General features: G+C 60.3%; 12 protein-coding genes and 2 tRNA genes. 10 read left to right on the forward strand and 4 right to left on the reverse strand.

Annotated elements, in window-relative coordinates:
• The first annotated feature begins 171 nt into the window (after positions 1 to 171).
• From EV281_RS06925 to EV281_RS06940, 4 genes are all read left to right on the forward strand, one after another.
• Positions 172 to 915 (forward strand): phosphoadenylyl-sulfate reductase, encoded by a 744-nt coding sequence (locus tag EV281_RS06925; protein ID WP_132652227.1) that lies wholly within the window; start codon positions 172 to 174, stop codon positions 913 to 915.
• Positions 916 to 932: 17 nt separating this feature from the next.
• Positions 933 to 1,886: a sulfate adenylyltransferase subunit CysD gene (gene cysD / locus EV281_RS06930; RefSeq protein WP_132652228.1), complete on the forward strand. Its 954-nt coding sequence runs from the start codon at positions 933 to 935 to the stop codon at positions 1,884 to 1,886.
• A 1-nt stretch (position 1,887) separates the two neighbouring features.
• Positions 1,888 to 3,372, forward strand: coding sequence for a sulfate adenylyltransferase subunit CysN (gene cysN / locus EV281_RS06935; RefSeq protein ID WP_132652230.1), 1,485 nt, complete (start codon positions 1,888 to 1,890; stop codon positions 3,370 to 3,372).
• A 494-nt stretch (positions 3,373 to 3,866) separates the two neighbouring features.
• The gene (locus EV281_RS06940) at positions 3,867 to 5,369 is read left to right on the forward strand and encodes a DegQ family serine endoprotease (protein ID WP_132652232.1); all 1,503 of its coding nucleotides are present in this window, start codon (positions 3,867 to 3,869) and stop codon (positions 5,367 to 5,369) included.
• Between the two features lie 50 nt (positions 5,370 to 5,419).
• On the opposite strand, the gene EV281_RS06945 is transcribed toward EV281_RS06940, so the two are convergent.
• The gene (locus tag EV281_RS06945; RefSeq protein WP_132652234.1) at positions 5,420 to 6,826 is read right to left on the reverse strand and encodes a PLP-dependent aminotransferase family protein; all 1,407 of its coding nucleotides are present in this window, start codon (positions 6,824 to 6,826) and stop codon (positions 5,420 to 5,422) included.
• A gap of 95 nt (positions 6,827 to 6,921) precedes the next feature.
• Between EV281_RS06945 and EV281_RS06950 the strand changes: the two genes are divergently transcribed.
• Together EV281_RS06950 and yghU are read left to right on the forward strand one after the other, a co-directional pair.
• Positions 6,922 to 7,593 carry a GNAT family protein gene (locus EV281_RS06950; protein ID WP_184327212.1) on the forward strand — a complete coding sequence of 224 codons (672 nt, stop codon included), beginning with the start codon at positions 6,922 to 6,924 and terminating at the stop codon, positions 7,591 to 7,593.
• A gap of 240 nt (positions 7,594 to 7,833) precedes the next feature.
• On the forward strand, positions 7,834 to 8,712 hold the full coding sequence (gene yghU, locus EV281_RS06955) for a glutathione-dependent disulfide-bond oxidoreductase (protein ID WP_132652237.1): 879 nt from the start codon (positions 7,834 to 7,836) through the stop codon (positions 8,710 to 8,712).
• 334 nt (positions 8,713 to 9,046) lie between these two features.
• Here yghU and EV281_RS06960 read toward each other — a convergent pair whose 3' ends face one another.
• Both EV281_RS06960 and EV281_RS06965 read right to left on the reverse strand, forming a co-directional pair.
• On the reverse strand, positions 9,047 to 9,232 hold the full coding sequence (locus tag EV281_RS06960; RefSeq protein WP_132652238.1) for a hypothetical protein: 186 nt from the start codon (positions 9,230 to 9,232) through the stop codon (positions 9,047 to 9,049).
• Between the two features lie 219 nt (positions 9,233 to 9,451).
• Positions 9,452 to 9,528: transfer RNA gene (locus EV281_RS06965), tRNA-Pro, on the reverse strand.
• Positions 9,529 to 9,788: 260 nt separating this feature from the next.
• Between EV281_RS06965 and EV281_RS06970 the strand changes: the two genes are divergently transcribed.
• Positions 9,789 to 10,199 (forward strand): hypothetical protein, encoded by a 411-nt coding sequence (locus EV281_RS06970; protein ID WP_132652240.1) that lies wholly within the window; start codon positions 9,789 to 9,791, stop codon positions 10,197 to 10,199.
• Positions 10,200 to 10,337: 138 nt separating this feature from the next.
• Here the strand turns inward: EV281_RS06970 and EV281_RS06975 are convergent.
• A tRNA-Gln gene (locus EV281_RS06975) sits at positions 10,338 to 10,412 on the reverse strand.
• 160 nt (positions 10,413 to 10,572) lie between these two features.
• On the opposite strand from EV281_RS06975, the gene EV281_RS06980 reads away from it, so the two are divergent.
• From EV281_RS06980 to EV281_RS06990, 3 genes are read left to right on the forward strand one after another with little or no spacing between them, the layout of a single operon-like run.
• On the forward strand, positions 10,573 to 10,869 hold the full coding sequence (locus EV281_RS06980; RefSeq protein ID WP_132652241.1) for a cupin domain-containing protein: 297 nt from the start codon (positions 10,573 to 10,575) through the stop codon (positions 10,867 to 10,869).
• A 2-nt stretch (positions 10,870 to 10,871) separates the two neighbouring features.
• On the forward strand, positions 10,872 to 11,786 hold the full coding sequence (locus EV281_RS06985; RefSeq protein WP_132652243.1) for an MBL fold metallo-hydrolase: 915 nt from the start codon (positions 10,872 to 10,874) through the stop codon (positions 11,784 to 11,786).
• A 2-nt stretch (positions 11,787 to 11,788) separates the two neighbouring features.
• Positions 11,789 to 12,241: a DCC1-like thiol-disulfide oxidoreductase family protein gene (locus EV281_RS06990; protein ID WP_132652245.1), complete on the forward strand. Its 453-nt coding sequence runs from the start codon at positions 11,789 to 11,791 to the stop codon at positions 12,239 to 12,241.
• The last annotated feature ends 290 nt before the right edge of the window (positions 12,242 to 12,531 follow it).

The raw sequence follows: 12,531 nt of genomic DNA on the forward strand, positions 1-12,531 counted from the left end.
TCTATAGACATTAAGTCGAGGCGACTTTTCGGCGCCGGCGGCTGCTTTTCTGCATTGCGGCAGGATGGGAGAGATATTTGCTCCGCTAAGCAGTCCTTTCGAAATCCCTTTTTCTGTCCGACCTGTCGTTGAGCTGCGATACTCCGGCCAACATCAAGGACAGGATTCCCCATGACTGTTATCAATCCGATCCAAGAAGCTGAGGCCTTGGCTGCAAAGCTGGAACGCCTTGACCTCGCAGGCCGGCTTTCGCTCGTTGCCGGCCTTGGCGGACGCGTCGTCTTCACCACCTCCCTCGGAATCGAAGACCAGGTCATCACTGCAGAAATCGGCACGCATCGCCTGCCGATCGACGTCGTGACGCTGCAGACGGGCCGGCTTTTCAAGGAAACGCTTGATCTGATCGGCGAGACCGAGAGCCAGTACGACATCCATATAACGCGCTATGAACCGGAGCAGGCCGATATCGACGCCTACGCAGCGAAGTACGGCATGAACGGTTTCTACGAGAGCGTCGAAGCCAGGCATGCCTGTTGTAGCGTGCGCAAGCTGAAGCCGCTTGCACGAGCACTTGAAGGCGCAACGATCTGGATCACCGGCCTGCGCCGCGGCCAGTCGGCCAACCGCGCCGAGACCCCTTTTGCGGAATATGACGCCGAGCGTCACCTCTTGAAGGTCAATCCGCTTGCTGATTGGGATATCGACGCAATCAAGGTCTTCGTCGCCGACAATGGCGTGCCGATAAATCCGTTGCATGCCCGCGGTTATCCCTCAATCGGTTGCGAGCCCTGCACCCGTGCCATCAAGCCCGGTGAGCCTGAGCGCGCAGGCCGCTGGTGGTGGGAGCAGGATGAGAAGCGCGAATGCGGTCTGCATGTCGCCGAAGAGACGGCTTCGATCGTCGCGCAGCAATAAGAAATCTGGAGTACGAAATGCCCGATACCCGTCAGGATACGGAATTGACCAATCCGCAGAGCGCCAAGCCGCCACTCGACCCCCATCTGAAGGCACTGGAAAACGAAGCAATTCATATCTTCCGCGAAGTTGCCGCCGAATTCGAGCGTCCGGTGATGCTCTATTCGATCGGCAAAGATTCCTCCGTGCTGCTGCATCTTGCCCGCAAGGCCTTCTATCCCGGCCGCGTACCTTTCCCGCTGCTGCACGTCAACACGGGCTGGAAGTTTGCAGAGATGATCACCTTCCGCGACGAGATCGTGAAGAAGTACGATCTCGACTTGATCGAGCACATCAATCCGCGCGGCAAAGCTGAAAATATCACGCCTTTCACCTATGGCTCGGCGCGCTATACCGACATCATGAAGACGGAAGCATTGCGCAACGCGCTGGACGCCGGCCAGTACGACGCGGCCTTCGGCGGCGCGCGGCGCGATGAGGAAGCCTCTCGCGCCAAGGAACGCATCTATTCGTTCCGCACGCCCGATCATCGCTGGGATCCGCGCAACCAGCGCCCGGAACTCTGGAACATCTATAACGGTCAGATCCGCAAAGGCGAGAGCGTTCGCGTCTTCCCGCTGTCGAACTGGACCGAGGTTGATATCTGGCGCTACATTCAGGCCGAGGAAATCCCGATCGTGCCGCTCTATTTCGCGGCCAAGCGCCCCTATGTTGAGCGTGACGGCATGATGATCGCTGCCTCCGATCCGCGTTTGGAACTGCTGCCCGGCGAAACCAAGCAGGAAGACTTCATCCGCTTCCGCACACTCGGCTGCTTCCCGCTGACGGGCGCAATCCGCTCGACCGCCACTACCCTGGAAGACATCATCGCGGAACTGGAGATCGCCACGGTTTCCGAGCGCCAGGGCCGCGCCATCGACCGTGATCAATCCGGTTCCATGGAAAAGAAGAAGCGTGAAGGATATTTCTGAGATGACTGCAGCAGTTCCCGCAAACGCCGTCGCCGTGCCCGCCGCCGAGCCTCTGAAGGCCGTGCGCGACTCGCGCCCGTTGCGCCTCATCACCTGCGGCAGCGTCGATGATGGCAAGTCCACCCTGATCGGCCGCCTGCTCTGGGATACCAAGGCAGTGAAGGAAGACCAGGCGGCGACGCTTCGCCGTGATTCCACCGGCAAGCAGAACGATCTCGGCCTCCCCGATTTCGCGCTGCTTCTCGATGGCCTGCAGGCCGAGCGCGAACAGGGCATCACCATCGATGTCGCCTATCGCTATTTCTCAACCGATAAACGCTCCTTCATCGTCGCCGACACGCCTGGCCACGAGCAATATACCCGCAACATGGCGACCGGCGCATCCACCGCCGATCTCGCCGTCCTGCTGGTGGATGCCCGCGCCGGCATCCTCGAACAGACGCGCCGTCATGCGACGATCGCCTCGCTGCTCGGCATCAAGCAGTTCGTGCTTGCCGTCAACAAGATCGATCTGACGAATTACGATCGCGCCGGCTTCGACAAGATCAGCCACGAATTCAAGGAGTTTGCCCTGTCGCTCGGCGTCAAGCAGATCACTGCGATTCCGATGTCGGCCCTGAAAGGCGAAAACGTCGTCTATTCCGGCCAGGCCGCCATGCCCTGGTATAATGGGCCGACGCTGGTCGAGACGCTGGAACATGCAACCGTCCGCTCGGGCCAGACGACCGGCTTCCGTCTTTCCGTTCAGCGCGTCTCGCGCCCCGGCGAAAGCTTCCGTGGCTATCAGGGCACGGTTGCCGGCGGTTCGGTAAAGCCGGGCGATAGCGTCATGATCCTGCCGTCGGGCATGGTCGCCAACGTCAGCAAGATCGTCACCTTCGACCTGGTGCGCAACGCGGCTGTTGCCGGTGACGCGATCACGCTCGTTCTCGACCGTCAGGTGGACGTGGCGCGCGGCGACATGATCGTGTCGATCGACTCGCAGCCGCAGACCGGCCTGTCCTTTGATGCGCAGGTCGTCGCTCTGCAGCCTGAAGGTATCGAAGCCGGCAAGCGTTACTGGCTGAAGAGCGGCTCGCGCCGCCAACGTGTTCAGGTCGAGCCTGTCAGCCAGCTCGAATTGAAGACCGGCGCCTGGAATGCCGCCCAGCGGCTTTACATGAATGCCATCGGAAAGGTGCGCCTCGTTTTCGACGAAGCCGCGATCTTCGATCCCTACGAGCAGAACCGTGCCACTGGCTCCTTCATCCTGATCGATCCGGAGACGAACAATACCATTGCGGGCGGCATGGTGACCGGCAAGCGCGCCGAGGTCAGTGGCCTGCATGGCAACGATGCCCGTGTCATTCTCTCGCTGCCGGCCGACCTTGCCGAGCAGATCATGGCAAGCGAGCTTTTCGCCACCCGCCGCCACGAAGCCGAGGTGCGTCGCATGACGGCGTCGGAAGCAGCCGACCTCTGGTCCAGCGCGGCAAGCGACATCTAGGGAAGGGGCCGGTCGGCCCCTTTTTTATTGCTTTGGCTTTGAGCGCCTCGAAGCCCACGCGATATTGAAAAGCAGGAATCGATCCCCTCGCCCAACTCGGCAATCGTCCCTGGTCGTTCGCTTACGTTTAAGCAGCGGCAAGCCAGCAGATCACAGCAAAAACCGAACATAGTTGACCATTCTGCGCCCCCCGCAGTGCGGCGACAGCCGGTGCCGGAGAGGTGCGGCGATGCTTGGCCAAGCAAGATTAAATTATAGTAATGTCTTACTATACCGTAATACAAACATGATCAATGTTTAATTTGTAAATCTCACAGAACAAGACATATAGGTATCAAGCGACAATTCTTGACTAGTGAAGTATTCGCCTCAATACACAGGCGAAATTGAAGTAACGATGTCAATAAATGCCGACGATACTCCCCGGCGCCGGGGCCCGCCTCATGGAACCAAGACGCCATCTCATGCCAACGCTCTCGCAAGGGACTTCCACCATGTCAGACATTCTTCGCAAGCATCGGGCCGCAGCACTTGTCGGAGCGGCCATCGTTCTCGGCGCGGCCTCCCTGCCTTTCGCCATCCCCTCTTCCTCGACGGCTCTTGCTGCACCGGCTGAGACCGGTGGCATTCTTGCCTCCAGCGGTTCATTTGCTTCCGTCGTCGATGCCGACAAGCCGGCCGTGGTGACCATCACCACCACGATGAAGGAGACCAATGCCAGCGCCGACAATTCGCCGATGGACGAGCAGTTCCGCCAGTTCTTCGAACAGCAGGGCATTCCTCTGCCGCACCAGGCACCGCAGCAGCACCAATCGCAGCATGCCATGGCGCTCGGCTCCGGCTTCGTCATCAGCCCTGACGGCGTAATCGTCACCAACAACCACGTCATCGACAATGCCAGCGATATCAAGGTCACGCTTGACGACGGCACGGAGCTGCCGGCCAAACTCCTTGGCGCCGACGCCAAGTCCGACCTTGCGGTTTTGAAAGTCCAGGCTCCGCATCAGCTTCCGACCATCGCCTGGGGCGATTCCGACAAGCTGAAGCTCGGCGACCAGATCCTTGCTATCGGCAATCCGTTCGGCATCGGTACGACGGTCACGGCCGGTATCGTCTCGGCCCGCGGCCGCGACCTGCATAGCGGCCCTTACGACGATTTCATCCAGATCGATGCGCCGATCAACCATGGCAATTCCGGCGGCCCGCTGGTCGATCGTGACGGTAATGTCGTCGGCATCAATACCGCAATCTACTCGCCGAACGGCGGCAGCGTCGGCGTCGGTTTCGCTATCCCCTCGGCTGAAGCCAGGGCAATCGTTGCGAAGCTGCAGAAGGACGGCTCGATCGATCACGGCTATCTGGGCGTACAGATCCAGCCGGTCACTCAGGATGTCGCCGATGCTGTGGGTCTCGCCAAGGCTGAAGGCGCGCTTGTTGCCGCCGTCACCGACGGAACGCCGGCAGCACAAGCCGGTATTAAGAGCGGCGATGTCGTGACCGCTGTTGGCAGCGAGAACGTCAAGACGCCGAAGGATCTGTCGCGCCTCGTCGCAGACCTGTCGCCGGGTGCTAAGGAAACGCTGGCCGTCTGGCGTGACGGCAAGACCATCGATGTCAAGGTCACCGTCGGTGGCAATGAAGATACCCAGAAGCAGGCCGCTGCCGAAAGCAACGACGATCAGGGCAAGGCTGCCGGCCAGCCGAGCATCGGCATCGGTCTTGCCGACCTGACGCCTGATGCACGCGAGCAGCTCAACCTGCCCCGCGACGTCGTCGGCGCAGTTGTTGCCAGCGTCAACCCGGACAAACCGGCCGCTACGGCCGGCATTCAGCCCGGCGACGTGATCATCTCGGTCAACGGCAAGCCCGTCCATAACGCCCGCGACGTCAAGACCGCCGTCGCAGACGCCGGCAAGGCTGGTCGCAAGTCGGTGCTGCTTTTGATCGAACGCGGCGATGCGAAGACCTTCGTGGCTGTGCCTTTCGCCGCCGCATGAGCACATCCACGTGAGCGCTGCGCCCGGACCAGTTCCGGGCGCACGTGTTTTTAGTCAAGCACAGCGCGGAGATCCGCGGCCAGCCTTTGAACGGCGGCCGGCTCGGCCTGCGAGATGCCAAACAGGATGCCGGGAGCGGACCTGCCGAGGAAAAAGTGCGACATCGGCATTAGCCCATAGCCCAATGCATACGCCTTCGCGACCACCATTCGATCATCCGTTGTCTCGTCACGAAACCATGTCGCAAGCTGCAGTCCGCCGTTACCGCCCGATACGGCGAGTCTTCCGCCAAACTGGCTCTCCAGCGTCTCGACCGTCCGGGCCATGCGCGCGGCATATTGCAGGTTCATTCGCCTCAAATAGGCGCGCAGCCTGCCCTCGTTGATGAAATCGGCAAGGGCCGCCTGGATATGGGCGGAAACGGCAACGCCCCTGCGATGCAATGCCTCCGAAGCCTCCGATATCAGCCAGCGCGGCACGACCGCATAGGCGACTCGCAGGCCGGGCGCCAGCACCTTGGAGAAGGTACCGACATAGGCGACGACCTCCGCCCTGTCGATGCCCTGCAAAGCGGCGATCGGCCGCGAGCCATACTGAAAATCGCTGTCGTAATCATCCTCCACGACGAGGCTTTGGCCAAGGCGCGCAGCCTCCAGCAGCGCCAGCCGGCGCGGCAGGCTGAGCGTGGCACCGGTCGGGTATTGATGGGACGGCGTCACATAGATCAGCGCCGGCGGCGGACCTTCGACCCTTGAAACATCGATGCCCTGATCATCGCAGGGAACCGGCACGACCTCGGCACCGGCATCACCGAGCAGCAAGCGAGCGGCGGGATAGCCTGGGTCTTCCATCCATGCGGTTGCGCGGCCGCTTCTTCTCAGCATTGACCTCGCCAGCATGTCGATTGCCGCACGCGTGGAGGGCACGATCATGACCTGCTCCGGCTCGGCGACCACGCCGCGCGTCACTGAGACATGCGCCAGAATGGCTTCGCGCAGTTCGCGGATACCGGTTGGATTCTCATAGCCGAGATGATGGATGCGCAGAGACCGGCTGCGGGCCGCAAGGCGGCGGCTCCAGACGGCATGAGGGAAATCCGATACGTCGGGCGCGCCGGGCCGAAAAAGGGCGCGGTAAGGTGGTTGTTCGGAGCTTTCTCCCGCTACCGGCCGGCGGTCGCCCTGCTGCGGTTCGGGCCGTATCCGTGCAAGGGCGGCAACCCGTGTCGCAGCACCGGCGGAAGCTTCGACATATCCTTCGGACTTCAGACGATCGTAAGCCTCCACGACAGTCGAGCGCGCGACACCCAGCGAAGTCGCAAAGGCGCGAGTCGATGACAGCTTATGCCCGGCCGGAAGCTGACCAAACAGGATGCGGTCACGCAGGCTTCGATAGATCTGGCCGACGAGATCACCGCCATTGCGATCGAGATCGAGCCATGCGGGCGTGAAGGTCATTCTTCTACTGGTCTGCTGAAAAGATCGAAACTGGACTTTTACTCCAGTCCATTAGCAAGGCAAGACCAACCCGAGTTCAATGCTCCCAAGGGAATATGGATATGACGACGGATCTTGCCGACTGGAAGGGTGTCGCCCGCCCCGACCGCGCTCCAATTGAAGGCCGCTACACGCGCCTCGAGCCGCTGGACGCAGCAAAACATGGCGCCGACCTACTCCGTTCGGCCCAGCAACCGGGTGCGGAAGACCGATTCCGCTATCTCTTCGAAAGCGCGCCCGCCGATATGGCCGCCTTCACGCCCTGGCTGGAAAAGGCTGCGGCAAGCGAGGACCCGCTGTTCTTTGCCGTCATCGACAAGGCGACGGGACGTGCCGAGGGACGGCAGGGGCTGATGCGTATCGATACCGCCAACGGCGTCATCGAGATCGGCAACATTCTCTGGGGACCTGAAATCGCCCGCAAACGGGTTGCGACCGAAGCGCTCTACCTCTGCGCCGCCTACGTCTTCGACACGCTCGGCTACCGTCGTTTCGAATGGAAGTGCAACAATCTCAACGAACCTTCAAAGCGGGCAGCACAACGCTTCGGCTTCGTCTTCGAGGGCATCTTCCGCCAGCATATGGTGCAGAAGGGCCGCAACCGCGACACCGCCTGGTTTGCCATGATCGATAGTGACTGGCCAAGGCTGAAGGCGGGATATGAAGCGTGGCTTTCGCCCGAGAATTTTGATGCCGACGGCCAGCAGAAGAGCAAGCTCAGGTTCTGATTGACCCAGGCGTGCCGTGATCTTTCGGATACGCCGTCACGCTTCAGGCTTTTGTCCTCGGAGGTCGTTATCGCAAGACCGCTAGGCGGTTTTGCGCGACACGCCGAAAGCGGCGGCGACAAAAAAGCCGACCCGCCGATGACAATAACTTCATTGCTACCAATATGTTCATGGGTGCCAATTGCCGTTAAGCATTGGGTCCTTCATTCACAGCACGAAGTTATTCTGTCAGGAGCTCATATGACCAGTTCGTCCGAGTATACGCCCCCTAAAATCTGGACCTGGGACAAGGAAAACGGCGGCCAATTCGCCAGCATCAACCGTCCGATTGCAGGACCGACCCACGAGAAGGAACTGCCGGTCGGCCGCCATCCGCTGCAGCTTTATTCGCTGGGAACGCCAAATGGCGTGAAAATCACCATCATGCTCGAAGAGCTGCTGGCACTTGGCCATCGCGGAGCAGAATATGATGCCTGGCTGATCAAGATCGGCGACGGCGACCAGTTCGGCAGTGGTTTTGTCGAGGTCAATCCGAACTCCAAGATTCCGGCGCTGATGGACCGCAGCAGTGAAAAGCCTGTGCGCATTTTTGAATCCGGCGCGATCCTCACCTATCTCGCGGAAAAATTCGGTGCGTTCCTGCCGACCGATCCGGCCAAACGCGCCGAGTGCTTCTCCTGGCTGTTCTGGCAAGTCGGCAGTGCGCCTTATCTTGGCGGCGGCTTCGGCCATTTCTATTCCTATGCGCCGACAAAGATCGAATATGCGATCAATCGTTTCGCCATGGAGACCAAGCGTCAGCTCGACGTGCTCGACCGGCGCCTCGCCGAAAGCGAATATATCGCCGGTGACAAGTTCACCGTTGCCGACATGGCGATCTGGCCCTGGTATGGCGGTCTCGTAAAGGGCTGGATGTATGGTGATTCCGCCGAATTCCTGCAGGTGCAGGAATATAAGCACGTCAACCGCTGGGCCGACATGATCGGCGACCGACCGGCCGTCAAGCGCGGCCGCATGGTCAACCGCGTCAGCGGCGAGCCCTCCAGCCAGCTTCGCGAACGCCATGATGCCAGCGATTTCGAAACAAAGACCCAGGATAAGCTGAACCCAGCCAGCTAAGGGACTCCGGAAGGCGGACGCGCACTACGCCGTGCGTCCGCCTCTGCAAAAAACCGCGACAGGCCATGATCGCGTGTTTTCCCACTAAAAATTATGGGTTTTGAAGCGAACTGTACCGAATCCGGCAAAAGTGCCCTCGTCTCATCCTCTCAGTCTTGCTGAAATACAAAAGCTCTCCTGCCACCTTTCGGAGGGCTTTCCCTATCTGCCCCGTCGACAGCCACCGGCGGGGCTTTTTTGTTTCGAGCCTTTGGACGCGGCTATATCTCACCCGTGCGTCAAAGCGGAGACGCCGGCCATTACATGGAGAGTGTGGGATGGAGACGGCGTCGATCTAACGCCACTTCGGTTGAGGTATGGGAGCGTTCGCCTGGATCTCATGAAGCGGCGCTCTGTGACCCAGAAGCTTCTTCAGCTTCTTCTCCTCGGCCGGGCCTATCCCGAATTTTCGGCAGTGCTCGGCGATGTCATGATCTTTCGGGCCGGGAATGCGGACTTGCCGGTTGTTCATCTGCTTCATCGACGTTTCCTCCTCCGAAAGAAACCAACTTAGCGCCGATTTGTTCGTTAGAAAAATCTAAAATTTAGAATCTTGCCCGCTGAAAATCAGTTCGCAGGAGGAGGAATGTGATCTGTCAGGCCTGGCGGATGCATCGTGATCGCAAGGCTGAAGCTGTTCCGGGATGCAGCGGACGATAACACCGCAAAGAAAAAAGCCCGCTTGCGCGGGCTTTTCGGCTGGTCGGAGTGGAGTGATTCGAACACTCGACCCCCACGTCCCGAACGTGGTGCGCTACCAGACTGCGCTACACTCCGTGACCAGCGGCGCCTCTATAGACCGGCCTATTATGTTGCGCAAGCACCAAAATTCAAAAAGGTATCGGAATTTTTGACAGGCTCGCGACAGGGCCTTCCGGCCGGCTGTGCAGCAAAAAGCCACACCTTCGACAAATTCTGCAGAAGCGGCCAAGTGGCAATTTTCTTTTGCCGGGTTACGCGCTAAAGCGCTCGGCGGGACAGGCGAAACCGTCGCGAGGCGGCTTCGCAGCCACTGGCTAACTATCAGGGACGATACGATGAAACTCCGCACCATGACCGGGGCCGCCGCGCTTGCGATTGCGCTCGCCGGCTGCACCACCATACCCACCCCCGGCGATCCGATCGAGGCACGCTGGGTCGGCCAGTCGGCCGGCAAATTTTTTGCTGCTTACGGCCCGCCGCTCAGCGACCGCGACGAAGGATCGTCGACGATCTACAGCTGGAAGGGCGGCTATAAGACGGTGCGCGTTCCGGCGAAATATGCCGAAGGTGCTGATGGCAAGCGCGGCAAGCAGATTGCAGGCGCCCGCACGCTCTACCTGCGCTGCCAGGCGGAAATCACCACCAATTCCGATTACACGATCCGCGATATCCGCACCGTCAACGATATCCCCGGTGTGGACGGACCGTCCTATTGCGCCGAATTCCTGGCGCCGGCTCAGAAATAAGTCTGACTGCTTGATAGACGTTTGATCGAGCCCGTCGGTGAAAATCGATGGGCTTTTCTTTTCAGGCCTAAAAAGGGTAAAGGCCTCGCCCCGCTCCGCTAACAGGGCCTTCGATAGCACGATCGATATTTGGAAACTTGGCTGGGGCGCCTGGATTCGAACCAGGGGATGGCGGTACCAAAAACCGCTGCCTTACCGCTTGGCTACGCCCCACCAGAGCTGAAGCGGATGCCCGCTTCACTGAAACGTGGCCTGATTAGCAAAGGACTGCCTGCCTCACAATCACTAAGTTGACTGCGACGTCATATTTGTATGCGGCTGCGGTGCCGGCATGGTAGGACTTCAAGCATCGACACAGCCAATGGAGAAACCGTTGAGCCAATATCGCGCCCGTCCACCCGCGCTTGCCACGCCGATCCTCGACGATGCCGTCGTGCGCATCACCCAGTGGGATTTCGAGCCGGGTGCCGATATCGGCGTTCACACGCACGGATTTGGCTATGTCGTCGTGCCGATGACCGATTGTCAGTTCCTGATCGAGGATGCCGAGGGAAGCCAGCGGGTGGATGTCGCCAAGGGAGCTGCCTATCGCCGTGAGGCCGGCATCGAGCATAATGTCGTCAACGCCGGCGACCAGCCCATGTCCTTCATCGAGATCGAATATAAATAATCATGTCCGGTGCGAACTTCGATCTCTTCTTCGAGCCGGCTTATGGTCAGCCGATTCCCGTCGCCGACGGCATCCAGCGCTTGACGGCAAAAAATCCGAGCCCTTTTACCTTCCATGGCACGAACAGCTATATCATCGGCGGCTCGTCGGTCGCGGTCATCGATCCCGGACCGGAGAACGACGCGCATTTCGAAGCGCTGATGGCAGCGCTTGCCGGCCGGCAGGTGACGCATATTTTCGTCAGCCACACGCACCGGGATCACTCGCCGCTTGCACGGCGACTGAAGGAAAAAACGAGAGCGCTGACGGTCGGCGAAGGACCGCACCGGCCGTCGCGGCCGCTAAGGGATGGCGAGATCAATCCCTTTGCAGAAAGCTCGGACATGGAGTTCGTACCCGACATCGCCATTGGCGACGGGGAGACTATTTCCGGCGACGGTTGGGCGCTGACAGGCGTGCTGACGCCGGGGCATACCGCCAATCATGCAGCCTATGCGCTTGAAGGCAGCGGCGTCCTGTTTTCGGGCGACCATGTGATGGCCTGGGCAACGACGATCGTTGCGCCTCCCGATGGCTCCATGGCGGATTATATGGCCTCGCTCGACACGCTGATCGCCCGCGATGATCAGTTGCTGCTCCCCGGCCATGGCGGCCCGGTCACTTCGCCTGCACCCTTTATGCGCGGACTGAAGACGCATAGGCGCCTGCGGGAACTGTCCATCATCGAGCGTCTTCGGAAAGGGGACAGCACCATCCCGGAAATGGTGAAAGTGATCTACCGCGATACAGATAAGCAGCTGCATGGTGCCGCAGCGCTCTCGGTGCTGGCGCATATCGAGGAATTAATGGAGCGCGGCGAGGTCAGCGCCGATGGGTCGCCTTCTCTTTTTGCGCACTATCGATTAGCGGGAGGCTGAGAATGGCCTATGCGGATTACAGCTATCGCGACGATCCTTCGGTGCCCGCTTTTGCCGACGACAAGCCCTTGATCCTTTTCGATGGCGAATGCGTTTTCTGCTCCGGCTGGGTCCAGTTCCTGCTGAAGCGGGATACGGAGAAACGCTATCGCTTCATCATCGCCCAAACGCCGCTCGGCGAGGCGCTTTACCGGCATTATGGGCTGGAGACGCGGGACTACGAGACCAACCTGCTGCTCGACAAGGGGCGCGCCTACTACAAGTCCGATGCGACGATCCGCATGTTGGAGGGGCTTGGCATGCCTTGGGCATTCGCGGGCATGCTGAGGATCGTGCCGCGGCAGATTGCGGATGTGGCTTATGGGGTGGTTGCGCGGAACCGGCTCAGGATTGCCGGGCGGCGGGAGAGTTGCATGGTGCCGACGGCTGAGGTGCGGGAGCGGTTTCTGGGGTGAGGCTTGCGGTTTTGCAAGCCTCTGTGCGCCGCCCTTCAGGTGTCTCGGGTGCCGGAGCAATCTACCGGATAAGTTTGCGGTAAAGGCGCTTCAATATGCCTCGCCGTATCCTGGCCCTCCGCATGGCTTCGGGAGTTCGGCCCTGTATCGATTCACTGGATCGATTACTGCTGCTCCGCAGCACCGGGCTTGCCGGCCCTCCGCATGGCTTCGGGCGTTCGGCCCTGTATCGATTCACTGGATCGATTACTGCTGCTCCGCAGCACCGGGCTTGCCGGCCCTCCGCATGG

Source organism: Rhizobium sp. BK418 (genome assembly GCF_004341105.1).
In the GTDB taxonomy this organism is placed as follows: domain Bacteria; phylum Pseudomonadota; class Alphaproteobacteria; order Rhizobiales; family Rhizobiaceae; genus Rhizobium.